This is a genomic window from Arsukibacterium ikkense, assembly GCF_000987775.1.
GTDB lineage: Bacteria > Pseudomonadota > Gammaproteobacteria > Enterobacterales > Alteromonadaceae > Alishewanella > Alishewanella ikkense.
On the sequence record NZ_LAHO01000018.1, the window covers coordinates 54,478 to 77,922 of the forward strand.

Genomic DNA, 23,445 nt, shown 5'->3' on the forward strand with positions numbered 1-23,445 from the left:
CTGTTAAACATAAAAAAACCGCCAGCAGGCGGTTTTTTTAACATGGCTTATGTTACCAACCAGTTAACTCTTTCAGTGCCTGGCCAATATCTGCCAGACTTTTTACGGTTTTAACGCCGGCATCTTCCAATGCAGCAAACTTCTCATCTGCAGTGCCTTTGCCACCAGAGATGATAGCGCCGGCATGGCCCATCCGCTTACCGGCAGGTGCAGTTACACCAGCAATGTAAGACACTACAGGCTTAGTCACGTGCTGCTTGATATAAGCAGCCGCTTCTTCTTCCGCCGAACCGCCGATTTCACCAATCATGACGATGGCTTCAGTTTGCGGATCTTCCTGGAACAACTTCAGAATATCGATAAAGTTAGAGCCTGGAATTGGGTCGCCACCAATACCAACACAGGTAGACTGGCCAAAACCGTAATCAGTGGTTTGCTTAACGGCTTCATAAGTCAGGGTGCCTGAACGCGACACTATACCTACTTTACCTGGCATATGAATGTGGCCTGGCATAATACCAATTTTACATTCACCTGGCGTGATAACGCCCGGGCAGTTAGGACCAATTAAAGTTACGCCCAGCTCATCACATTTGACTTTCGCATCCAGCATATCCAGCGTAGGAATGCCTTCAGTGATACAGACAATTAACTGAATGCCGCTGTTCGCCGCTTCCAGAATAGAGTCTTTACAAAAGGCTGCAGGTACGTAAATAACAGAAGCTGTTGCGCCGGTCGCATCTACCGCTTCTTGTACAGTGTTAAACACTGGCAGGCCCAGGTGCGTCTGACCGCCTTTACCCGGGGTGACACCGCCAACCATTTTAGTGCCATAAGCAATCGCTTGCTCAGAATGGAAAGTACCCTGGGCACCAGTAAAGCCCTGACAAATTACTTTAGTGTCTTTATTAATTAATACGCTCATTACTTACCCCTTATGCCTTAGCCGCTGCTGCAACCACTTGCTTGGCAGCACTGGTCAGGTCTGTGTCAGCGATGATATTCAGGCCGCTTTCAGACAGCACTTTAGCACCAACTTCTGCATTGTTACCTTGCAGACGCACCACTACCGGTACTTTAACGCCAACTTCTTTCACCGCGCCGATAACACCTTCTGCAATCATGTCGCAACGGACAATACCGCCGAAAATGTTGATGAAAACGGCTTTAACCGCAGTGTCAGACAGGATAATTTTAAACGCTTCGACTACGCGCTCTTTGGTTGCGCCGCCGCCAACATCCAGAAAGTTAGCAGGTTGGCCACCGTGTAGTTTGACAATATCCATGGTACCCATGGCCAGGCCTGCGCCATTAACCATACAGCCAATGTCACCACCTAAGGCAACATAGTTCAGCTCCCATGAAGCTGCATGCGCTTCACGTGGATCTTCTTGTGAAGGGTCCTGCATGGCTTTCAATTCAGGGTGACGATACAACGCGTTACCATCGATAACCAGCTTGGCATCTAAACAGTGCAGATCGCCGGCAGGAGTGATAACCAAAGGATTTACTTCCAGCAGGGCTAAATCTTTGTCTTTGAAAAGTTGCGCCAGGCCCATAAAAATTTTAACGAACTGGTTAACTTGTTTGCCTTGCAGGCCCAGTTTAAAAGCTAAGTCACGGCCCTGATATGGCTGAGCACCAACCAAAGGGTCAATCGCCGCTTTTAAAATTTTCTCTGGCGTTTCGTGGGCAACAGTTTCAATTTCCACGCCACCTTCGGTAGAGGCCATAAACACAATTCGACGTGAAGAGCGATCTACTACTGCACCTAAATACAGCTCTTGTGCAATATCAGTGCAAGGTTCAACCAGAATACGGCTAACCGGCTGACCTTTTTCGTCAGTCTGATAAGTGACCAGATTTTTGCCAAGCCATTTTTCTGCGAAAGCTTTGATGTCTTCTTTACTTTTAACCAGCTTCACACCGCCCGCTTTACCGCGACCGCCTGCGTGAACCTGAGCTTTGACAACAAACATATCGCCGCCGATTTTATCTGCAGCTGCTACCGCTTCTTCTACAGTAGCTGCGGCGATGCCTTTAGATACAGGCAAACCATACTGGGCAAACAGTTGTTTACCCTGATACTCGTGCAAATTCATGGCTAATTTCCGTTCATTTGAAAATGGAAGCTGCCCATTATGGTGCAGCCTGATGTTTCGATCGGCGCATATTATAGTGCCAACCGGCGTATTACGAAATGCTGTTGTCAAAAAACAACAGCATTTTTGTGCACTTTTTCTAAATAATTAAATATCCAGTAAAATACGGGTTGGGTCTTCCAGTAACTCTTTAATGGTTACCAGGAAACCAACCGACTCTTTACCGTCGATGATCCGGTGATCATAAGATAATGCCAGGTACATCATAGGCAGAATTTCCATCTTGCCATCGACAACCATCACCCGATCCTGAATTTTATGCATACCCAGAATAGCTGATTGTGGCGGGTTGATAATTGGCGTAGACATTAACGAGCCAAACACACCACCGTTAGTGATGGTGAAGTTACCGCCGGTTAAATCATCCATTTGCAACTTGCCATCACGGCCTTTCAGCGCCAGTTCTTTAATGGCTTTTTCAATTTCAGCCAGGTTCATTTTGTCGCAATCGCGCAGCACCGGTGTAACCAAACCACGAGGCGTCGACACCGCTATGCTGACATCGAAATAATTGTGATAAACAATGTCATCACCATCAATAGCCGCGTTAACTTCCGGGAAACGTTTCAGCGCTTCGGTAACCGCTTTAACATAGAACGACATAAAGCCTAACCGGATACCGTGACGCTTTTCAAACACGTCCTGGTATTGCTTGCGCAGGTCCATAATAGGTTTCATGTTCACTTCATTAAAAGTGGTTAGCATGGCCGTAGAGTTTTTTGCTTCCAGTAAACGGTTAGCAATGGTTTTACGCAAGCGGGTCATCGGTACCCGCTTCTGGCTGCGATCACCGGCAACGGCAGTTGTTGCAGGGGCAGCCGGCGCTGCGGCCTTGGCGGGCGCACCTGCCACAAATTTTTCTACATCTTCTTTGGTTACCCGGCCGTTTTTGCCAGTACCTTTAATTTTGCTGGCATCTAAGCCTTTCTCAGCAATCATCCGTCGTACCGAAGGGCTTAACGCATCATCATTGCTATCGTCTGACTTAGTGTCAGACTTGGCTGTAGTTTCAGCTTTAGTATCATCTTTGCTGGCAGCTTTCTCATCTTTTTTGGCAGCAGGTGCGCCACCGGCTTCCATTTTACCGATCACTTCTTCGGCGGTAACAGTAGCACCAGTGTCATGAATGATCTCGCCCATTACACCATCAGCCTGGGCAACCACTTCAAGTACCACTTTGTCGGTTTCAATATCAACTAATACCTGATCGCGCGTTACGGCTTCGCCTGATTTAACATGCCAGGTGGCGATGGTTGCATCTGCAACGGATTCTGGCAGTACGGGTACTTTAATTTCCACTTTTTCACCTTTTTACCGGTTAGTCTTATTTCGTTCAACCGGCCCTAGTGCGGGCCGGACAAGTCATTATTTGATAGTCAGGGCGTCATTAACCAGGGCTTGTTGCTGCTTGTTGTGCACAGACAGGTAGCCTACGGCAGGTGACGATGAGGCATCACGGCCTGCATAGCTCAGGTATCCCGCTTTGGGAATGGCAGAGCGGAAATGATGCTGACTACAGTACCAGGCACCCTGATTCTGAGGCTCCTCCTGACACCAGACAAAGTCAGTGACATGCTGATACTGGCTTAGCACGTCAGTCATTTCTTCGTGCGGGAACGGATACAGCTGTTCCACCCGAACAATAGCAACGTCAGTTTGCTCCCGTTTACGTCGCTCTTCCAGCAGCTCGTAGTACACCTTGCCACTACAAAACACCACACGTTTCACATCGCTGGCTTTAATATCGTCAATCTCACCAATCACGTTATGGAACTGGCCACAAGCCAGCTCTTCCAGGGTAGAGGTAGCCTGCGGATGGCGTAATAACGACTTTGGCGACATCACGATGAGTGGCCGGCGCATTGGCCGCACCATCTGCCGGCGTAGCATATTAAATACCTGAGCTGGTGTGGTCGGAATACAAATCTGCATATTGTGATCTGCACATAACTGCAGGAAACGCTCTAAGCGGGCTGACGAATGCTCCGGGCCCTGGCCTTCATAACCATGTGGCAACAACAAGGTTAAGCCACATAAGCGGCCCCACTTTTGCTCGCCAGAACTTAAAAACTGATCAATCACCACCTGGGCGCCGTTAGCAAAATCACCAAACTGCCCTTCCCAGATCACCAGTGCCCGTGGTTCTGCAGTGGCATAACCATATTCAAATGCCAATACGGCTTCTTCTGACAACGCAGAGTCAAAAATCTGGAACGGACCTTGCTCATCACTGATCTTTTCCAGCGGAATATGCGTGCTGCCGTCCAGCTGATTAAATAGCACCGCATGCCGATGGAAAAAGGTACCGCGGCCAGAATCCTGACCGACGATCCGGATCCGGCTGCCCTCGGCTACCGTAGCAGCATAAGCAAGGATTTCAGCAAAACCCCAGTCAATTTTCTTTTCGCCTTTGAGCATTAATGCCCGGTCTTCATAAACCCGGCCAACCTGGCGCTGCAGCGGATGAGTGTCTGGCACATTAATCGCTTTTTCGCCCAGTGCTACCAGCTTCTCAACTGCCAGACTAGCGTCATAATTAACATCCCAGTCATGGCCCAGATAAGGTGTCCAGTCAACTGAAGGTTCAGTCATCGGCCGCCATTCATCAACTACACAATCACCTTTATCCAGTGCATCGCGATAATCGTTTACTAAGGCTTTCACTTCATCCTCTGTAAACACACCTTCGCTAATCAGCCTCTGCGCGTAAATTTCACGTGGAGTTGGATGCTTTTTGATTTTCTGATACATCAGCGGCTGGGTGGCATTAGGCTCATCAGCTTCATTGTGACCATTACGGCGATAACAGAACAGATCAATGACGACATCGCGTTTAAAGGTATTGCGATAATCCACTGCTAGCTGAGCAACAAACACCACCGCCTCAGGGTCATCACCATTCACATGAAAAATAGGCGCCTGCACCATCTTGGCAATATCAGTACAATAAGGCGTCGAGCGGGTATCTTCAGGATTAGAGGTAGTAAAACCAACCTGGTTGTTAATAACCACCCTTACCGTGCCGCCAACTTTAAAAGCACGGGTTTGCGAAATATTAAAGGTTTCAGCTACCACACCCTGGCCGGCAAACGCCGAGTCACCGTGAATAGTAATCGGCAGAGCCAGAGAACCATCAGTACAACCACGGCGATCCAGCCGCGCCCGCACAGAACCAATCACCACCGGGTTAACAATTTCCAGATGTGAGGGGTTAAATGCCAACGCTAAATGAACATTGCCGCCTTTGGTTTCAAAGTCTGATGAGAAACCCATGTGATATTTGACATCACCAGCACCGACCACTTCATACTTACCGGCAAACTCATCAAATAAGGTGGATGGATTTTTACCCAGCACGTTAATTAAGGTATTTAAGCGGCCTCGGTGCGCCATGCCAATAACCGAGTCTTTGGCCCCCTGCTCACCGGCGCGATGAATCATCGCTTTGAGCATCGGGATCATGGCATCGCCGCCTTCCAGACCAAAGCGCTTGGCGCCGGGGAACTTAGAACCTAAGTATTTTTCCAGGCCATCTGCTGCCACCAGACCTTTTAAAATCTGCAACCGGCTTGCTTTATCGAACACGGCAGTTGACTGAGTGCTTTCCAATCGTTGCTGGATCCAGCGTTTCTCGTCAGTGGAAACGATATGCATATATTCAGCACCGACAGAACCACAGTAGGTTTTCTCCAGTGCTTTATGCAAATCACCTAATTTCATCGTTTCCTGACCACTGGCAAATGATCCAACATTGAACTCAGTATCGTAATCAGCTTCAGACAAGTCGTGATAAGACAGTTCGAGATCGCGAACCCTGGGTTGCTGCCATAGATTTAATGGGTCAAGATTAGCATGTTGATGACCACGAAACCGATAGGAATTAATCAGCTGCAATACCTTCACCTGACGGGTATCGGCAGCAGCGCCGCTGTTAACCACCACCACTTCGCGGTGTTTATTGCGCGCTAAATCAGCAAATTGCTGTCTGATATCCGCGTGTCGCGTTTCAAGTTCGACCCCATCGATCTTTGGTAAGCCGGCGAAAAACTCTCGCCATTCGTCACCAACACTGGTGGGCTCTGCTAGGTAGGATTCATAGAGTTCATCCACATAGGCCATGTTACCACCGCCAAGATGTGAAGACTCTAACCACGCCTTCATTACACCTTCGTGCATTTAGTTTCCCTTATTTCTGAGCACCTGGAAAAAAGTAGCAAAAAAACCGTCATTCCGCATGCGAAATGGCCGGCTTTTCAAATATTCACTAAAAAAGGGCACATTACAGCGCCCGGTTTAACAACATCGATTTTATCTGACCAATAGCTTTGGTCGGGTTTAAACCTTTAGGACACACATTGACACAGTTCATAATGCCATGACAGCGGAACACGCTAAATGCATCATCTAAATCATTTAAACGTTGCTCAGTCGCCGTATCACGGCTATCGGCTAAAAAACGATACGCATGTAATAAACCTGCAGGGCCAATAAACTTGTCCGGGTTCCACCAGAAAGACGGGCAAGAAGTTGAACAACAGGCACACAAAATACATTCGTATAAGCCGTCAAGCTTAGCGCGTTCTTCCGGGCTTTGTAAAAACTCGCCTGCAGGTGGCAACTTATCATCGTTAATCAGGTAAGGTTTTACCTTTTCGTACTGGGTGTAGAACTGGCTCATATCTACTACCAGATCGCGTACTACCGGTAAACCAGGTAACGGCCGCACCACAACTTTACCGCCTTTACCTTTGCCAAGTGCCGACAACGGCGTAATACAGGCCAGGCCGTTTTTGCCGTTCATGTTCAAACCATCTGAACCGCATACCCCTTCACGGCAGCTGCGACGAAACGATAAACTCGGGTCCTGTTCTTTAAGTTTAATCAGCGCATCCAGCACCATCATATCGCGCCCTTCCGGGTTCTGCAGGGTATATTCCTGCATCCGTGGCGCGGTATCAACATCAGGGTTGTAACGGTAAATTGAAAATTCCAGAGTAGTCATCTTTACTGCGCCTCTTAATACGTACGTGCTTTTGGCGGGAAGGCTTCCCGGAACTTCGGTTCCAGATTCACTTTACGCTTAAACATCGACTCAGTGTCAGGAGTATACACACTGTGACACAACCAGTTTGCATCATCACGATCCGGAAAATCAAAGCGGGCATGGGCGCCACGGCTTTCGGTCCGGAAATTAGCAGCCACCGCGGTTGAGTATGCAGTTTCCATCAGGTTGTCCAGCTCTAAACATTCAATCCGCATAGTGTTGAAGTCTGAGCTCTTGTCATCCAGCCTTGCAAACTGCAAACGTTCACGAATCTCTTTCAGTTCAGCCAGGCCCTCGGCCATGGCTTGACCTTCACGAAATACCGAGAAATTAAGCTGCATACATTGTTGCAGGTCTTTCTTGATTTGTACCGGATCTTCACCCTGCCCCACTTTGCTTTGCTCCCAGCGCTGGGTGCGGGCCAAAGCGGCATCTAAATCAGACTGCGACGCAGGACGCGCTTCTGCCGTGGCAGCTAAAGCTTCACCGAGGTGTAAGCCAGTTGCCCGACCAAATACAACTAAATCAAGTAGTGAATTACCACCCAGTCGATTAGCGCCGTGTACCGATACACACGCAATTTCACCACAGGCAAACAAGCCGGCTATCACAGACTCAGAACCATCAGCTTTCGGGCTGATAACCTGGCCATTAACGTTAGTCGGAATACCGCCCATCATATAGTGACAGGTTGGAATAACCGGAATAGGTTCTTTTACCGGGTCAACATGCGCAAAGGTGCGCGATAACTCACAAATCCCTGGTAAACGGCTTTCCAGCACGTCAGCGCCCAGGTGATCCAGTTTCAGTTTAATATGCGGTCCCCAGGGGCCGTCACAACCACGCCCTTCACGGATTTCTGTCATCATGGAACGAGCGACGACATCACGACCGGCTAAATCTTTGGCGTTAGGTGCATAGCGCTCCATAAAACGCTCGCCGTCTTTATTCAGCAGATAGCCACCTTCACCACGACACCCTTCTGTTACCAGGGTACCAGCACCGGCAATACCGGTTGGGTGGAACTGCCACATTTCCATATCCTGCAGTGGCACGCCTGCACGCAGCGCCATACCAACACCATCGCCGGTATTGATGTGCGCATTGGTAGTCGAAGCATAAATCCGCCCGGCACCACCAGTGGCCAGCACTGTGGCTTTGGCTTTGAAATACACCACTTCACCGGTTTCAATATCAATAGCGGTACAACCCACCACGGCTCCGTCCTGATTTTTTACTAAATCAAGGGCGTACCATTCAGAAAACACCTGGGTTTTGTTCTTTACGTTTTGCTGATACAGCAAGTGCAATAAGGCATGACCGGTGCGGTCAGCAGCCGCGGCAGTACGAGCAGCCTGCTCACCGCCAAAGTTTTTCGACTGGCCACCGAAAGGACGCTGGTATACCCGGCCATTTTCAAAACGTGAAAAAGGTAAGCCCATATTTTCCAGCTCGGTAATCGCTTCCGGACCGGTTTTACACATATATTCGATAGCATCCTGGTCACCGATATAGTCTGACCCTTTTACGGTATCAAACATGTGCCATTCCCAGTTATCTTCATGCGAATTACCTAACGCAACGGTAATACCGCCTTGCGCCGATACCGTATGCGAACGGGTAGGGAACACTTTGGATAATAATGCACAGGTTAAACCTGACTGAGTGATTTGCAGTGCCGCGCGCATGCCCGCACCACCAGCACCAATTACAATGGCGTCAAACTCTCTTACTGGAATATTCACTTAAGCACCCCACAACACAAATAAGCCAACCGCGACATAACCAAAGGCCAGTGCGTAAAGGAAGAACTGCAACACGGCACGTAACTGTGCTGATTTAACGTAATCAGTCAGTACCTGCCACAGGCCTATACGAGTGTGGATAGCAATAGAGATCAGCGCCAGCAGGGTAAACACCTTCATCGCCATATTAGCAAACAGGCCCTGCCACACTTCGAACGTTACTTCTGGGGTCACCAAAAAGAAACCGAGGATAAACAAAGTATACAGTGCCAGCACGATAGCACTGGCGCGCAGTGATACGTAATCCTGAACACCATCACGCTTTAAACTTGCCTGATTCAGAACCATAACCAAACTCCTGCTAATACAGCTAATACAAGCCATAAACCCATAACGATGTTGGCACTTAAGGTGCCTGATTTAAGCTCTTCCCAATGTCCCATATCCATTACCAGGTGTCTGATGCCCCCTAACAAATGGTAAATAAGCAGTGTGATGGTACCCCAGGCGATAAATTTCGCCAGATGCGAGGTCATCAGAGTTTGCACGTAATCAAAGCTTGCCTGGCTTTGCAATGAATACGCCCACGCCCAGATAACAAATACCAGAGCGAAAAACATTGCAACACCGGTAACACGGTGCAAAATCGACGCTTTGGCTGCAGCAGGTAGTGAGATCGTTGATAAATCTAGATTTACTGGTCTTTGCTTTTTCACAGTTTCTTGCCTATCGATGCTCGTACAGAGCTTAGTTGTTGTTTTAGGTGCTGCAAAAACAGCCACCCGCCCTTGCGATATACTCGTTTTTGCTCAAGCTGGTTCAACAAAAATCTATCTGGCTGGTGAACTGATTTTACGCCGGCGATAGTATATATTTCATGGCCGCTTATTACAATTTTTGTTTGGTTTTACACGGAAAATTCCGCATACGGAACATTACACAATTAAAGGTTGCTGACAATACTACTAGAGTCGAATACTTATTAAGTAGATACGCATTAAAATTGACTTCTGGGGGCGGTTTGCGAGTAGAATAGCTGCAATACCCTTAGAATCCGAAACTACAACAATAGGAGAAATCCAATGGCAGATAAAAAGGCCGTCGTGCAGATTGATGGTAAAACTTTTGAGTTACCAATATATTCTGGCACGGCTGGTACTGACGTAATTGACGTACGTACGCTCGGGCAGCAAGGTTATTTCACATTTGATCCGGGCTTTATGTCAACGGGCTCCTGCGAATCTAAAATCACTTATATAGACGGCGATAAAGGTGTATTGCTGCACCGCGGTTACCCTATAGAACAGTTGGCTGAACATTCAGATTATCTTGAGTTGTGCTACCTGTTACTCGAAGGCGAATTACCAAAAAAAGAGCAGTACACTGACTTTGTTACCACAATCACCCGCCACACCATGGTGCATGAAAAAATTGCCTCTTTCTTTCAGGGTTTCCGGGTAGATGCCCACCCGATGGCAATGTTATGCGGTGTCGTTGGCGCCCTGTCGTCTTTTTACCACTCTGACTTAGACATTAACGATCCGGAGCAGCGTAAACGTAGTGCCCATCGTCTGATCGCCAAATTACCAACCATTTCAGCCATGGCGTATAAGTACACTGTTGGTCAGCCGTTTGTGTATCCACGTAACAATTTGAGCTACTCAGAAAACTTTTTGCATATGATGTTTTCAGTGCCGGCAGAAGACTACAAAGTTAGCCCTATTCTGGCCAAGGCCATGGATAAGATCTTTATGTTGCATGCTGATCATGAACAAAATGCCTCAACCTCAACAGTGCGATTAGCCGGCTCGTCAGGCGCTAACCCTTATGCCTGTATCGCTGCGGGCGTTGCTTCACTGTGGGGCCCGGCGCATGGCGGTGCCAACGAAGCCTGCCTGAAGATGTTGCAACAGATTGGTTCAGTCGATCGTATTCCGGAGTTTGTTGCCCGGGCAAAAGATAAAAACGACAGCTTCCGTTTAATGGGCTTTGGCCACCGGGTTTATAAAAACTTTGACCCACGGGCCAAGGTGATGCGTGATACCTGCCACGAAGTGTTAAAAGAGCTGAACGTAAAAGACCCCTTGTTAGATGTAGCAATGGAACTGGAGCGGATTGCGCTGGAAGACCCGTACTTTATTGAGAAAAAACTGTATCCGAATGTCGATTTCTACAGTGGCATTATCTTAAAAGCCATTGGTATTCCGACCAGTATGTTTACCGTAATTTTCGCCATGTCGCGCACCGTGGGCTGGATCTCCCACTGGGATGAAATGCTGGGTGAAAAAGGCCATAAAATTGGCCGGCCTCGCCAGCTGTATACCGGTTACGACAGCCGCGATTTCAAAAAGCTTGCTCAGCGCTAATCGTTGGCAGACAAAAAAGCGGCGACTCTCGCCGCTTTTTTTATGGCTAAAAGCTGGCAGCTAAACTTGCTATCTTGGCCTGCACCATCGACAATTCGCTCAATTTAGTCACAGCTTATTTAACAACTTACCATTTGGCTGGAAGCCTGCACCCCCGATATTGACGGGGCTATCGGCATGGCTGGCGCCACTAGCCTGATACAAAAATTAAACATTAATGAAATAAAAAGCTATAAAGCAATGTTATTAAAACAATTTTTTGGAGGTCTGCAGCAGATCCCCGGGCTGGATATTTTGTCGTCGCCTGTGCATAATGCCGGTATCGTAGCGCTTAACGTACAGGGTGAGCATCCTGCCAATGTGGCAGAATTACTGAACCAGCAAGCTGTTGCAGTGAGGGGTGGCCAGCATTGTGCCATGCCATTTTTTAGCCAGTTGGGGTTAGCAGGTGCAGTCAGATTCTCATTTGCGCCCTATAACAATGAAGCAGATGTGACAACCAGCCTGCAAGCCCTGACGCAGGCCGTGGAGATATTAACGGCATGACCTTAGACCAACTACTCGCAGACACTAAACCCGCGTTAAGCCAGATTTATACCGACGATTTGCCCGAACTGAGCCAGGCCAGAGACTGGCAGAGTAAATACCGTATACTGATGCAGCTGGGCCGCAAATTACCGCCGATGCCGGAAAAAATGAAGCAACCGCCGTTGCTGGTAAAAGGCTGTGAAAGCCGGGCCTGGTTAATGCATTACTACAATCAGCATCAGGACCAGCATTATTTTGTGTTAGATAGCGAAGCCCGCATCGTTAAGGGCTTAATGGCTATTATGCTCTGTCTGGTTAATGGCATGAGTAACGCTGAACTGAAAAAATTTGATCTGGCTCAGGCCTTTGACAAACTCAACTTAAAACCCTATTTAAGCCAGTCTCGTAGCAGTGGTTTAAATGCCATGATGCTGCGGATTAAGGCGTGTTGTCATTAACAGCTGACGCCTGATTGGCTTTTTTGGCCAGTTTCTGTAGTACCCGCGCTACTGCCGCCAGACCAAAGCTGGCGGTAACCACCGTGGTTGCACCAAAGCCACCACTGCAATCCAGCCGCATACTGCTGGACTGGCCATCCGCCGTCAGCTGCGGTGTTTTTTGCTGACAGACACTGCCATCAGGTTGTGGATAAACCAGTTGTTCGGTTGAAAACACACAATCTATACCAAAACGGCGCTTCAGGTTACGGCTGTAATTATAATCACGGCGCAGGGTATTGCGTACCTTGGCTAACAACGGGTCGTTAATAGTCTGGGTTAAATCGGCTATCTGAATTTGCGTAGGATCGGTCTGGCCACCAGCACCACCAGTACTGATAACGTTGATTTTATTACGTTTACAATGCGCCAACAGTGCCACTTTTGCTTTGATGGAATCGATAGCATCGACCACATAATCCATTTCTGGCGTGATCAGCTGACGCAGGTTATCACTACTGATAAAATCGTCTATCTGATGGACAATACAAGCAGGGTTAATCGCTTTAATCCGCTCAGCCATAACGGCCACTTTATCCTGACCAATAGTGTTAGTCAGGGCATGCAATTGCCGGTTAATATTGCTGATACAAACATCATCCAGATCAATCAGGGTAATTTTGCCAATACCAGAGCGGGCCAGTGCTTCCGCAGCCCAGCTGCCTACACCGCCAATCCCAATGACACAGACATGGGCACTGGCGAAAATATCAAGCGCGGCCACGCCATACAACCGGGCTATGCCGGCAAAACGTAAGTGATAATCGGACATCGTTATATATTGACCTGCTTAGGTAAAGTGTAGTTTGGCCAGTTAAGCTGCCAGGGCTGGCTCCAGGCAGATAACCCTTCGCTTTGGACCAATTGTTGAAATAAAGTGCCTGCTGTTGGCGCCTGAACATAGTGATATTCTGTCTGATACAAACAAAAACGCAATGCATAAGCATGCAGATACACCCTGTCTGCCTCCCCTCCCAGATACAGGGCATCACCGGCAATAGCGGCACCAATACTTTTTAAAGCCACCCGGATTTGATGGGTTTTACCACTAAAAGGTTTAATCAGAAAGGCCCGTGCCGGCAAGTCAGCAAAACCCTGACTAATAAAATAGCTTACCGCTGGGTTTTGCTGCGTTTTTAACAGCTTCCAGGCACCGCGACGTGCCGGGGCCATATCACCTTTAACCCAACCCTGCTTTTTGGCCGGTTTATGCATACTCAACGCCAGATAGTATTTTTCAACCTGATGACGGCTAAATTGTTGCGTAAGTTCAGCAGCCACTGCGCTGCTGCGCGCCAGCACAATTAAGCCGGAGGTCACCTTATCCAGCCGGTGTACCGGGAACAGCTTATAGCCCAGCGTCTGCTCAGCTTGTACCACTAAACCGGCACCTTGTTCAGAATGAAAGCTGACCCCGGCGGCCTTATTCAGCACTACAAACTCAGGCGTTTGTGCAATCAGCTCAAAGGCTGCGCTCACTGGCGCAAACTCAGTGCATACTGGCGCGCCTGTTCCAGATCAGCAGGCGTATCTACCCCAACCGCCGGCGTCTCCAGCGCCGTATCGACATGGATTGCCTCGCCATACCATAGTACCCGCAGCTGCTCCAGGCTTTCAATTTGTTCTAATGCCGATGCCGGCCAATCCACATAACGCTGGATAAAGCTGGCGCGGTAGGCATAAATGCCGATATGCCGCCGATAATGGCTGGCTAAATCGTCGGTAACAATGCCATCTCTGTCATAGGGGATCACACTGCGGCTAAAATACAGCGCATAACCGTGCTTATCGCTGACTACTTTTACAATATTCGGGTTGCGAATTTCTGCGCCATGGCGCAGCGGCACCGCTAACGTAGCCATCTGGGCTTTGTGCTGGCCAGCCAGGTTTTCTGCTACCTGACGAATAAGCAGCGGTGGAATAAAAGGCTCATCTCCCTGCACATTCACCACGACCGTATCCGCTGGCAACTGCAACTTACTCACCACTTCGGCTAACCGCTCCGTGCCCGAATTATGGTCGGCGCGGGTCATGCACACTTCACCGCCAAACTGATCAACCACCGCCGCCACCCGACGGTCATCTGTCGCCACCACCACCCGGTTAGCCCCGCTTTGCAGCGCTTGCTGATATACCCGTTCAATCATGGTTTTACCGGCAATATCGGCTAAAGGCTTACCTGGCAGGCGGCTACTGGCGTAACGCGCCGGGATCACCACTACGAACGCCATTTTTTAACCTCATCTGAGCTTAATTGCGCGGCTTCATCGGCAATTAACACCGGAATATTATTGCGTACCGGGTAGGCTAAGGCATCAGCCAAACAGATTAAACGCTGGCCGGCCTGGTCATATTTTAATTTACCCTTACAGATCGGGCAGGCAAGAATTTCGGTCAAGGCAACATTAATAGCCATATTTACTCCAGTAAGCTTTTAATTTTATTCATTATTTCAGCTGCATGTTCCGTACTGAAGTCAGCATCAACCGGCAAGTAATACCAGTTTTCACGAGCAAAGGTCCGGCATTTTACTGCATCTTTTTCGGTCATCAGCACCGTTGTATTGATCCCGGCAAAATCAGCTGCACAAAACTGGTGATGATCGGCAAAAAAACGCTGCGCTGTTACATTAAAACCGGCTTGTATCGCCGTTAACCTGAAGCGATCCGGATTGCCAATACCTGCCACCAGGGTAACATCAGCAGGCGACAATACCGTATCGCCAACTAAGCTTCTAGCCACACTGCTACGAAGCTGCATCTGGCAATTGGCCTCAACTACCTCGCCCGAATTGACTATAACCAGCTCAACCTTCTTTAAACGAGCACGTGGCTCCCGCAGCGGCCCTGCCGGTAACAACAAACCATTACCAAAACCACGCCGGCCATCGACCAACACAATTTCTAAATCGCGCGCCAGGCGATAATGCTGCAGGCCATCATCACAGATTATAATATCGACCTTATGCGTCGCCAGCAGTGCCCTGCCAGCCGCAACCCGATCCGGGCACACCACCACCGGGCAGTTGCTGCGGCGTGCCAATAGTAAAGGTTCATCTCCGACATCTTGCGCCAGGCTCTCAGCGCTGACCAGCAGCGGCCGGTTAATTCTGGCACCATAGCCGCGGCTGATAATGCCGGGTTTAACACCACTGGCCAGCAACTGCTGGCATAACCAGAGGGTAAAGGGGGTTTTACCAGTACCACCCACACTGATATTACCAACAATCACTACCGGCACCGGTAACCTGAAACGACGAAATAAACCCAGCCGGTATAAACGCCGCCGCGCCCAGGTAATCAGCCAGTACAGCGCGGCCAATGGCAATAACAGCAGGCTTAACCAATGGCCTTTATGGTACCAGCTTTGTTCCAGTAGATTCATTGCTCAGTGCCGAACTGCAGCTTATACAATTGAGCATAGGTACCATTTGCAGCAAGTAATTCAGTGTGGGTACCCTGTTCAATAATCCGGCCTTGTTCCATCACGATAATTTTATCTGCTTTTTCTATGGTGGACAGGCGATGAGCAATCACAATATTGGTGCGACCTTTTAGCAGTTCATCCAGCGCCGCCTGAATTTTTCGTTCTGACTCGGTATCCAGAGCTGAAGTGGCTTCATCCAGCACCAGAATCGGCGCCTGGCGCAGTAAGGCCCGGGCTATGGCTATACGTTGGCGCTGCCCCCCGGACAAACTGACACCATTTTCGCCAATCACCGTATTCAGACCGTCAGGTAACTGGTTGGCAAATTCCAGCACATGGGCCTTTTCGGCTACATCAAGCAACCGCTCGGCACTGACCGGTGCTGTCAAACCATAACTGATATTATTGGCAATCGTATCGTTAAACAGGGTGACATGTTGCGATACAATAGCCATTTGATTGCGTAACGAGCTTAAACTGCATTGGCGGATATTCTGGCCATCAATCGTAATATCGCCGCTGCTCAGTTCATAAAAGCGTGGTAGCAAGCTGGAAATGGTAGTTTTGCCGCTACCCGAGCGGCCAACCAGCGCAATGGTCTGGCCGGCTTTGGCTGTAAAGCTGATATCATACAACACCTGTTTATCATGCCCAGGATAAGAGAAATTTACCTGCTTAAAGCTGATATCACCTTTTGTATCGGTTAACTGTACGGTGCCGGTGTCCTGTTCCACCGGCTCGTCCAGGATGGCAAACACGCTTTTGGCCGCAGCCAGGCCACGCTGAAACTCACTGTTTACTGTGGTTAACTGCTTTAACGGCCGCAACATCATCATCATCGAGGCAACAATAGTGGTAAAAGTACCGGCTGACAGGCTCTCCAGCATTTCCGGAAAGCTGGCCATATAAACCACAAACGCCAGCGCAAACGAAGCAATCACCTGTATAGTTGAAACACTTATTGCCCGGGTCGCTTCCAACTTAACATCTTGCTGGCGGGTTAAATTATTAATCAGGTGAAACCGCTCTTTCTCAACTTGCTGGCCGCCAAAAGATAAAATAACTTTATGGCCATTGAGCATTTGCTCCGAGCAGGTGGTGACATTGCCCATTGCATTTTGAATATTACGGCTTAACAGCCGGAAACGTTTCGATACAAAGCTAACCACTACTGCAATCACCGGCGCTATCAGCAGGAAGATGGCCGACAACTGCCAGCTCATCAGAAACATCATAACCAGTAAGCCGCTGACAAAAACCCCTTCCCGTAGTAATACCGATAGCGAACGCGAGGTAGTTTGTTTAATTTGCTCGGTGTTATAAGTGACTTTAGAGATTAACTCGCCGGTTGAGTGCTTGTCATGAAAACTGACTGGCAGGCGCATATAATGCTCAAACAGCTGCTGGCGCAACGTTTGCACGACATGAGTCCCTACCCAGTTCAGGCAATAACTGGCAATAAAATTAAACACTCCGCGCATGATAAAAATCAGCACAATAAACACCGGCGCATAGCGCAGGTAATCAGCATTTTTATCATTAATACCCACATCGATAAAGGATGGCAGTTTTGAGATGAAATACACATCAATCAGGGCATAACCCAGCATGCCTATTGCTGCGGCCAGAAAGCCAAATTTGTAAGGGATAACATAACGCAATAAGCGCTTTGCGGTATTCGCTGACTTTGCTTCAGACACTGACAATGGATATTCCTGCCATTCAAATTTCGCTTATTCTAACGCGTTGTTGTTAAGGTTTCAGCTATTGCTGGTGGCTTTTCTAACCAAAGCGGCAATATTTGGTCACGCCAGCTGCTTATCTGCAGCTCATGGTCGTCAAAACCAAGGGTGATAGCACCATAATCAGCCGTATTAAGCAGCGGCACCGCAAGCAGCGCCAGGCGCTGTTGCACAGCCTGGGCCGGATGGCCGTAGCCATTCATAAAGGCGGCCGAATTTAAGGCCAGTACCGGGCGCACCTGTTGTAACAACGCCAGGCTATTTACCGCAGCGCTGCCGTTATTGGCCAGCAGCATAATATCGGCTGCCAGCTCGATATCGCCCGCCAGAAGCTCCCGCTCGATGGCCGGGGTTATAATACCGGGGAGTAATACGCGCCAGCGGCCCAGGGTAAAACGCAAAATGCAATGATCCGGCTTGTTGTTCAGTACCCGGTTGTCACTCAGTAATACTTCAATCCTGACATCATAATAAGCCGCCGGTAAATTCTGGCATGAGGCCGCGCCGGCTTGTTCACTGAACGCCTGCAGGTTTTGCGCAGCAACCGGGTAATCGGTCAGCAGAGTCCAGTGCCGGTTGCGGTCTGGCCGCTGCTGGCGAAACAACAGATAATCCAGCTGCGAAATGCCTAAGCGGCGCAATACCGGGCTCAGCACGGTATCGTTCAGGTCTTGCTGGGCCAGCGCAGGCGCCGCATCCAACAGCAGCGCACGTTTCCCCTGCTGCAACAGCACTAACTGGCGCTGACCACTATCGAGCACATGCAATTGCCAGCGCGGTGGCTGCAACGCGCTGCCACTGAGCAGCACTAAGCTAAGAGGTAACAGCAGCATCGCGTTACGCTGTACCAGCAAAGCAATAGTAACCAGCAGCGCCAACAACGCCATCAGCAGCGCTGATGCCTGACCTAGCGGCCACCACAGCGGTAAATCAGCACTGTAGATCAGCCAATATAGCAGCGGGCGAAAGGCGACATCAGTTAACTGCCACAGCCAGCTGGCATCAAGCCCCGACAACGTTAACAACAAACTGACTAACAGCAGCGGAATGGCAACCAGGCTGCACCAGGGCACAAACAGCAGGTTCGATAACAGCATCAGCGGGCTGAAGCCGCCAAACAACATGCTACCTAGCAGGGTCATCAGCAAACTCAGTACCAGATGAAATACGAAAAAATACTTAATACGAGCCTGCCAGTGCAGCCCTGACAGCGGAAAACGCCACAACACGAAAAAAATAATAGCCACCGCCAGCACCGATAACCAAAAGCTGGTACTGAGCACCCAGAACGGCTGCAGCAGCAACAGCATCGCTACCAACAGCAGCCAGAACCGGTTTGGCGACAACCTTGTTAGCTGGCTGCGACACACTACCAGCATGGTCAGCGCGATGCTCGCCCGCAGGGTTGGAATGGCAAAATCAGCCAGCCAGGCATATAACAACGCTGCCGTCAGTGCCGCCAGCAAGGCCAGCAGCTGCTGGCGCCGGATGGCGATTAAACCTTTGCTGCAACCGCTTAACCATAATACCCAGCCAAAAACCAGGCCAACATGCAAACCAGAAATAGCCAGTAAATGCCCTAAGCCGGCATGCTGGGCGCCCCGCCATAACTGACGGGAAAACGCCCGCTCACCAACCGCCAGCGCTTTTAACAGTGGCGCGCTGGCATAAGGCGCAATAGCACTGTCAAGCCTCGCTACCAGCTGCTGGCGCCACAATTGTTGCTGAGCCAGCAAGATGTGCGGCCCCCGTGTCACGTGCCCCTCAGCAACCAGCCCCGAGACCAGAGCCTGCGCCGTCGCGTTAACACTCCCCGGATTAGCATAACCGTGTATCGGTTTCAGACGGGCTTGCAACCGCCAATGCTGGCCTGCAGCCAAAGCGGGCGGTTGCTGCCAACGTAGCTTTACTTTATAGCCGCGGGCTGGCCCGCTCTGCACTGTTGCGTTAAGCTGGGTATATTCAGGATACGTTATAGGGGGTGAGGTAATCACTACCTGCATCAGGGTGGTGCCGGGCGCAAGTAATGCCGCTGCGGCCAGTTGTCGCTGCTGATACTGCCAGCTCAGGCTGGCCATAAAACAGATGGCGCCCACCCCAACACTAAATAACATGGCATGGCGCCGGGCAAGCAGCAGCAAAATCAGCATAGCTAAAAAAATACTGAAAAAAGGTGGCACTATTGGCAAAAATAATGACAATAGGCTTGCTGTAATAACCCCAAGGCAGAATCCTAGCATGGCCTCTTTCTATACAGGTTGAAATGCCCAAAAAACTATTTAAGAAATATCTACCATCAGCTGAAAAAATCAAGCAACAAAAACTTATAAACTTGTTTGGCAGTTTATTACATGATGGTAACTTATGGCATTTAAACCGACGCTCTGCGCGCGGGGCTTTTGCTGTGGGCTTATTCTGGGCCTGGATCCCGATGCCTTTTCAAATGGTGGCATCGGCGGCTGTGGCGATCCCTCTGCGGGTAAATTTACCCCTGGCTGTGGCATTGGTATGGATTTCCAACCCGATAACCATGCCGATTATGTTCTATCTCAGTTATCTGGTCGGTACTGTAGTGCTGGCCACGCCGCTGGAACCTTTCGCTTTTGAAGCCAGCCTGGAATGGTTACGCCACAGTCTGCACAGTATCGGTAAGCCCTTTTTACTGGGCTCATTGCTGATGGCTATTACCGCCAGTATCAGTGGCTATTTTATTATTGACTGGCTCTGGCGCCTGTCGGTAAAAAAAGCTCAGCTGGCCAAGTTATTACGTAAAAAGAAGCCCTGAGCGAACGCCAGAGCCGACACTAAAACTAATGTTGCCCTAATATCGCAGCAGGCTCTACTTTGCTGGCCCGCCACGCGGGGTACAGGGTAGCCAGCAAACTTAGCAATAAAGCAATGCTGAATGTCAGCAACACATCCGGCCAATGCAACACTGAAGGAATAAAATCAATAAAGTAAATACTGGGGTCCAGCAGTGAACTGCCCAGCAAACGGGTTAACCCGGCAAACAACTGTTCAATACTCGTCGCCAGCAACACCCCTAAGCCAACGCCAATAGTGGCGCCGATCAAACCATTAAGCCAGCCAAGCAACACAAAGGTTTTTACCAGTTCGCGCGGCGCCATACCCATGGTCAGTAAAATGGCAATATCGGCTTCTTTCTCCCGCACCGCCATCACCAGCGTTGCCACTATATTAAAACAGGCCACGGCGATAACCAGCGTCAATACCAGATATAAAATCGCCCTGACCATCTGAATATCGTTATGTACATGGCCCTGGCTGCGATACCAATCAAGCAGATAAACGTAGTCTTCCGATTGGCGACCCAGCTCGCGCGCCAGCTGAGGTGCGGCAAAAATATCGTCAATCCGGAATGCCAGACCGTGTACTTCCCCTTCCGGCAGTCCCAACCAGTTGGCAAGCGAGGATAATTCAACCCACACCTGACTGTAATCAAGCTGGCCGCCCAATGACACCACCGCACTGACCGTTAAATTAAGGGTTCGATGACTGGCCAGGCTGCCATCAGCGGCAAAGCGTGGCAGCATCAGCTGTAAATTCTGCCCTACCGCAACATTCAGCGCTTCAGCAATACCCTGGCCCAGCACAATCTGATTATTTTCCAGGGTAGCCATAGTGCCGGCGCTGACATACTGGCTAACATCACTGATCTGCTGCTCATACTGCAGATCAATGCCGCGTACCTGCGCTGCTTTTACTGCGCCACTGTGGCGCAGCATGCCATTGGCTTTAATAAAAGGCGCCCCGGCACTTACGCCATTAACCAGGCTCAGCGCAGCCACTTTTTGTGGCCAGTCGGCCAGGGTGTACTCGACGGCTTCCAGTTCAATATGCGGGATCACGGCCAACAGCCGGTCTTTTAACGCTTGTTCAAAGCCATTCATCACCGATAATGCCAGAATTAAAATGGCGACCCCCAGGGCAATACCCGAGGTAGATGACGCCGAGATAAAGCGGATAAAACCGCTGGTATGGCGGGTTGAACGGTAGCGTTTTGCCAGTTGCCAGGCCAGACTAGCCATGCATCACCTCAAGCTGGCCGTCTTTCATCAGGTACTGCGTATCAAGCCGGCCGGCCAGCTCGGTATCATGAGTTACCACCACAAAGCTGGTGGCAAGACTGGCGTTAAGTTCACGCAACAGCTGATAAATTGATTCAGCGGTGTGCTCGTCTAAATTGCCGGTGGGTTCATCTGCCAGTACCAGTGCCGGCTCGGTCACCAGGGCTCTGGCAATGGCCACCCGTTGTCGCTCACCACCGCTGAGCTCGGCCGGTTTATGGCTGGCACGGTGGCTTAAGCCAACCCGGGCTATCATAGCCTGAGCCCGGGCCAGGGCCTGAGCCTTGTTATCGCCACGGATAAACAGTGGCATAGCAACATTTTCCAGCGCGCTGAAATCCATTAATAAATGATGAAACTGATAAATAAAGCCCAGCTGCTGATTACGCAAGCGGGCTTTTCTGGCCGAACTTAACCCCGCCAGCGGCTGCCCCGCAATGTGCACAGTGCCACTGTCGGCCAGATCCAACGCCCCCAGAATGTGTAACAAGGTACTCTTGCCTGAGCCTGAACTGCCCACTATGCCAACCATTTCACCGGCCGCCACGCTGAGGCTGACGTTGTGCAGAACCTCAGTTACCGCACTGCCGTCCCGGTAGCTTTTACAAATCTGACTGGCTACTAATACTTTATTCATCGCGTAAAACTTCCGCCGGATTAACTTTAACCGCCCGCCAGGCGGGATATAGCACCGCCAGCAGGGTTAGCCCTACTGCGCAGGCAAAAATCGTCACAATTTGCAGCGGATTTATTGCTACCGGTAATAACATACCGCTGGCTAACTGCAAGCCAAACAAACTCAGTACTTCGTTAAGTTGCCAACATAATAACAAACCCGCCAGTACGCCAATCACGGCGCCTACCATACCATTTACCACACCCTGAAAGGCAAAAACGGCAAACAGCTGGCTGTCGGTCATACCAAGCGTTTTTAATATCGCCACTTCAGCTTGCTTTTCGGTCACCATCATCACCAGTGCCGACACTATGTTAAAAGCGGCCACCGCCACAATTAACAGTAGCATCAGCCACATCATGGCTTTTTCCATCGCCACGGCGGCAAACAGCTTGCCCTGGCTTTGACGCCAGTCGGTAACTTCACTGAAAGTGGCGCTCTGGCTTAAACGTTCTGCCAACGCCGGTGCGCTAAAGGGTTCGGCTAAACTTAAGCGCCAGGCAGGTTCACGTGCCGATAAGGGTAATAGCCGGGCTAAATCATCCAGCTGCGTTACCGCCAGCAGGTTATCCACGTCTGAGCCGGTATCAACAATACCCACCACCTCAAACAGCCGCTGGCGTGGTAACCAGCCGACCGGTGTGTAACTGCCCCCCTGGGCCAGCATAAAGCGCAGCTGCTGGCCTCGGCTGACTTCCAGCTGCTCGGCCAGCGCCCGGCCCAGCACCACACCGTAGCGGGTTTCGGCAAACGTCTGCCAGCTGCCCACCACTAAAGCCTGTTGCAAAAATTGCGGAATTTGCTGGCTATTAATGCCCTGCAGCATTACCGCATTCAGCTGCCTTGGCGCCTGCACCAGCGCTTCTGTTTGTAAAAACGGGCTGATATCCTGCACCCGATCAGCGGCACTCAGCTCTGTTTGCCAGCCGTCACCTGGCACCACTGGCTTTACCACCACGTGCGGAACAACCCCCAGTACGCGTTTTTTCAGCTCGCCTTCAAAACCATTCATTACCGAACTGACCAGCGTTAACGCCATCACGCCCAGTAAAATGCCCGCTACTGAAAAAAACGTAATGAATGAAATAAAAGCATTGCCTTTGCGGCTTTGGCTGTAGCGTAAACCCAGCAAAATGCTGACAGGTAATTGCATGTTAATATTCAGGACTTT

The 23,445-nt window shown here is 49.9% G+C and carries 22 protein-coding genes; 4 read left to right on the forward strand and 18 right to left on the reverse strand.

What is annotated here, in order from left to right:
- Nucleotides 1-52: 52 nt before the first annotated feature.
- The 8 genes from sucD to sdhC all read right to left on the reverse strand — a co-directional run bounded on the left by sucD (nt 53) and on the right by sdhC (nt 9,667).
- The gene (gene sucD, locus WG68_RS16590; protein WP_046558844.1) at nt 53-925 is read right to left on the reverse strand and encodes a succinate--CoA ligase subunit alpha; all 873 of its coding nucleotides are present in this window, start codon (nt 923-925) and stop codon (nt 53-55) included.
- A gap of 10 nt (nt 926-935) precedes the next feature.
- The gene (sucC, locus tag WG68_RS16595) at nt 936-2,102 is read right to left on the reverse strand and encodes an ADP-forming succinate--CoA ligase subunit beta (RefSeq protein ID WP_046558845.1); all 1,167 of its coding nucleotides are present in this window, start codon (nt 2,100-2,102) and stop codon (nt 936-938) included.
- Nucleotides 2,103-2,249: 147 nt separating this feature from the next.
- Nucleotides 2,250-3,461, reverse strand: coding sequence for a 2-oxoglutarate dehydrogenase complex dihydrolipoyllysine-residue succinyltransferase (gene odhB / locus WG68_RS16600; RefSeq protein ID WP_046558846.1), 1,212 nt, complete (start codon nt 3,459-3,461; stop codon nt 2,250-2,252).
- A gap of 66 nt (nt 3,462-3,527) precedes the next feature.
- Nucleotides 3,528-6,338, reverse strand: a complete 2,811-nt coding sequence (locus WG68_RS16605) for a 2-oxoglutarate dehydrogenase E1 component (RefSeq protein ID WP_046558847.1) — start codon at nt 6,336-6,338, stop codon at nt 3,528-3,530.
- Between the two features lie 103 nt (nt 6,339-6,441).
- Nucleotides 6,442-7,164, reverse strand: a complete 723-nt coding sequence (locus WG68_RS16610) for a succinate dehydrogenase iron-sulfur subunit (RefSeq protein ID WP_046558848.1) — start codon at nt 7,162-7,164, stop codon at nt 6,442-6,444.
- Between the two features lie 14 nt (nt 7,165-7,178).
- Complete coding sequence (gene sdhA, locus WG68_RS16615) at nt 7,179-8,951, reverse strand: succinate dehydrogenase flavoprotein subunit (protein ID WP_046558849.1); 1,773 nt, start codon at nt 8,949-8,951, stop codon at nt 7,179-7,181.
- Complete coding sequence (gene sdhD, locus WG68_RS16620) at nt 8,952-9,299, reverse strand: succinate dehydrogenase, hydrophobic membrane anchor protein (RefSeq protein ID WP_046558850.1); 348 nt, start codon at nt 9,297-9,299, stop codon at nt 8,952-8,954.
- Nucleotides 9,290-9,667, reverse strand: coding sequence for a succinate dehydrogenase, cytochrome b556 subunit (gene sdhC / locus WG68_RS16625; protein WP_152663143.1), 378 nt, complete (start codon nt 9,665-9,667; stop codon nt 9,290-9,292). Before sdhC ends, sdhD begins: the two co-directional genes overlap by 10 nt.
- 366 nt (nt 9,668-10,033) lie before the next feature.
- On the opposite strand from sdhC, the gene gltA reads away from it, so the two are divergent.
- From gltA to WG68_RS16640, 3 genes are all read left to right on the forward strand, one after another.
- On the forward strand, nt 10,034-11,317 hold the full coding sequence (gltA, locus tag WG68_RS16630; protein ID WP_046558852.1) for a citrate synthase: 1,284 nt from the start codon (nt 10,034-10,036) through the stop codon (nt 11,315-11,317).
- Between the two features lie 177 nt (nt 11,318-11,494).
- Nucleotides 11,495-11,863 carry an aminotransferase class V-fold PLP-dependent enzyme gene (locus WG68_RS16635; RefSeq protein ID WP_046558853.1) on the forward strand — a complete coding sequence of 123 codons (369 nt, stop codon included), beginning with the start codon at nt 11,495-11,497 and terminating at the stop codon, nt 11,861-11,863.
- Nucleotides 11,860-12,303 carry a SufE family protein gene (locus WG68_RS16640; RefSeq protein ID WP_046558854.1) on the forward strand — a complete coding sequence of 148 codons (444 nt, stop codon included), beginning with the start codon at nt 11,860-11,862 and terminating at the stop codon, nt 12,301-12,303. The genes WG68_RS16635 and WG68_RS16640 overlap by 4 nt, the downstream gene beginning before the upstream one ends.
- Here WG68_RS16640 and tcdA read toward each other — a convergent pair.
- From tcdA to WG68_RS16675, 7 genes are read right to left on the reverse strand one after another with little or no spacing between them, the layout of a single operon-like run.
- On the reverse strand, nt 12,284-13,114 hold the full coding sequence (tcdA, locus tag WG68_RS16645) for a tRNA cyclic N6-threonylcarbamoyladenosine(37) synthase TcdA (RefSeq protein WP_046558855.1): 831 nt from the start codon (nt 13,112-13,114) through the stop codon (nt 12,284-12,286). The two genes, WG68_RS16640 and tcdA, sit on opposite strands and share 20 nt — an antisense overlap.
- Before the next feature lie 2 nt (nt 13,115-13,116).
- Nucleotides 13,117-13,821, reverse strand: a complete 705-nt coding sequence (locus WG68_RS16650; RefSeq protein ID WP_046558856.1) for a pseudouridine synthase — start codon at nt 13,819-13,821, stop codon at nt 13,117-13,119.
- Nucleotides 13,818-14,573, reverse strand: coding sequence for a 3-deoxy-manno-octulosonate cytidylyltransferase (gene kdsB, locus WG68_RS16655; RefSeq protein WP_046558857.1), 756 nt, complete (start codon nt 14,571-14,573; stop codon nt 13,818-13,820). The genes WG68_RS16650 and kdsB overlap by 4 nt, the downstream gene beginning before the upstream one ends.
- Nucleotides 14,561-14,758: a Trm112 family protein gene (locus tag WG68_RS16660; protein ID WP_046558858.1), complete on the reverse strand. Its 198-nt coding sequence runs from the start codon at nt 14,756-14,758 to the stop codon at nt 14,561-14,563. Before WG68_RS16660 ends, kdsB begins: the two co-directional genes overlap by 13 nt.
- A 2-nt stretch (nt 14,759-14,760) precedes the next feature.
- The gene (lpxK, locus tag WG68_RS16665; RefSeq protein WP_046558859.1) at nt 14,761-15,726 is read right to left on the reverse strand and encodes a tetraacyldisaccharide 4'-kinase; all 966 of its coding nucleotides are present in this window, start codon (nt 15,724-15,726) and stop codon (nt 14,761-14,763) included.
- Nucleotides 15,723-17,468: a lipid A export permease/ATP-binding protein MsbA gene (gene msbA / locus WG68_RS16670; RefSeq protein ID WP_235357763.1), complete on the reverse strand. Its 1,746-nt coding sequence runs from the start codon at nt 17,466-17,468 to the stop codon at nt 15,723-15,725. Before msbA ends, lpxK begins: the two co-directional genes overlap by 4 nt.
- A 38-nt stretch (nt 17,469-17,506) precedes the next feature.
- Complete coding sequence (locus WG68_RS16675; protein ID WP_052749149.1) at nt 17,507-19,711, reverse strand: DNA internalization-related competence protein ComEC/Rec2; 2,205 nt, start codon at nt 19,709-19,711, stop codon at nt 17,507-17,509.
- Between the two features lie 62 nt (nt 19,712-19,773).
- On the opposite strand from WG68_RS16675, the gene WG68_RS16680 reads away from it, so the two are divergent.
- The gene (locus WG68_RS16680; RefSeq protein WP_046558862.1) at nt 19,774-20,295 is read left to right on the forward strand and encodes a DUF2062 domain-containing protein; all 522 of its coding nucleotides are present in this window, start codon (nt 19,774-19,776) and stop codon (nt 20,293-20,295) included.
- A gap of 25 nt (nt 20,296-20,320) precedes the next feature.
- Here the strand turns inward: WG68_RS16680 and WG68_RS16685 are convergent, their stop codons facing one another.
- Genes WG68_RS16685 through WG68_RS16695 form a run of 3 tightly spaced genes read right to left on the reverse strand, consistent with a single transcriptional unit; the run spans nt 20,321 to nt 23,427 of the window.
- A complete protein-coding gene (locus WG68_RS16685; protein ID WP_046558863.1) occupies nt 20,321-21,559 on the reverse strand; it encodes a lipoprotein-releasing ABC transporter permease subunit in 1,239 nt (412 codons plus the stop codon).
- A complete protein-coding gene (lolD, locus tag WG68_RS16690; protein WP_046558864.1) occupies nt 21,552-22,235 on the reverse strand; it encodes a lipoprotein-releasing ABC transporter ATP-binding protein LolD in 684 nt (227 codons plus the stop codon). The genes WG68_RS16685 and lolD overlap by 8 nt, the downstream gene beginning before the upstream one ends.
- Entirely contained in the window at nt 22,228-23,427 is a 1,200-nt protein-coding gene (locus WG68_RS16695; RefSeq protein ID WP_046558865.1) for a lipoprotein-releasing ABC transporter permease subunit, read from the reverse strand. The genes lolD and WG68_RS16695 overlap by 8 nt, the downstream gene beginning before the upstream one ends.
- Nucleotides 23,428-23,445 lie beyond the last annotated feature (18 nt).

Coding starts and splice junctions, on each gene's coding strand:
- sucC (WP_046558845.1), bottom strand. CDS start 2,102: ATGAATTTGCACGAGTATCAGGGTAAACAACTGTTTGCCCAGTATGGT.
- WG68_RS16640 (WP_046558854.1), top strand. CDS start 11,860: ATGACCTTAGACCAACTACTCGCAGACACTAAACCCGCGTTAAGCCAG.
- lolD (WP_046558864.1), bottom strand. CDS start 22,235: ATGAATAAAGTATTAGTAGCCAGTCAGATTTGTAAAAGCTACCGGGAC.
- lpxK (WP_046558859.1), bottom strand. CDS start 15,726: ATGAATCTACTGGAACAAAGCTGGTACCATAAAGGCCATTGGTTAAGC.
- gltA (WP_046558852.1), top strand. CDS start 10,034: ATGGCAGATAAAAAGGCCGTCGTGCAGATTGATGGTAAAACTTTTGAG.
- sdhD (WP_046558850.1), bottom strand. CDS start 9,299: ATGGTTCTGAATCAGGCAAGTTTAAAGCGTGATGGTGTTCAGGATTAC.
- tcdA (WP_046558855.1), bottom strand. CDS start 13,114: ATGTCCGATTATCACTTACGTTTTGCCGGCATAGCCCGGTTGTATGGC.
- WG68_RS16660 (WP_046558858.1), bottom strand. CDS start 14,758: ATGGCTATTAATGTTGCCTTGACCGAAATTCTTGCCTGCCCGATCTGT.
- kdsB (WP_046558857.1), bottom strand. CDS start 14,573: ATGGCGTTCGTAGTGGTGATCCCGGCGCGTTACGCCAGTAGCCGCCTG.
- WG68_RS16635 (WP_046558853.1), top strand. CDS start 11,495: ATGGCTGGCGCCACTAGCCTGATACAAAAATTAAACATTAATGAAATA.
- WG68_RS16680 (WP_046558862.1), top strand. CDS start 19,774: ATGCCCAAAAAACTATTTAAGAAATATCTACCATCAGCTGAAAAAATC.
- WG68_RS16695 (WP_046558865.1), bottom strand. CDS start 23,427: ATGCAATTACCTGTCAGCATTTTGCTGGGTTTACGCTACAGCCAAAGC.
- WG68_RS16685 (WP_046558863.1), bottom strand. CDS start 21,559: ATGGCTAGTCTGGCCTGGCAACTGGCAAAACGCTACCGTTCAACCCGC.
- sucD (WP_046558844.1), bottom strand. CDS start 925: ATGAGCGTATTAATTAATAAAGACACTAAAGTAATTTGTCAGGGCTTT.
- WG68_RS16605 (WP_046558847.1), bottom strand. CDS start 6,338: ATGCACGAAGGTGTAATGAAGGCGTGGTTAGAGTCTTCACATCTTGGC.
- WG68_RS16610 (WP_046558848.1), bottom strand. CDS start 7,164: ATGACTACTCTGGAATTTTCAATTTACCGTTACAACCCTGATGTTGAT.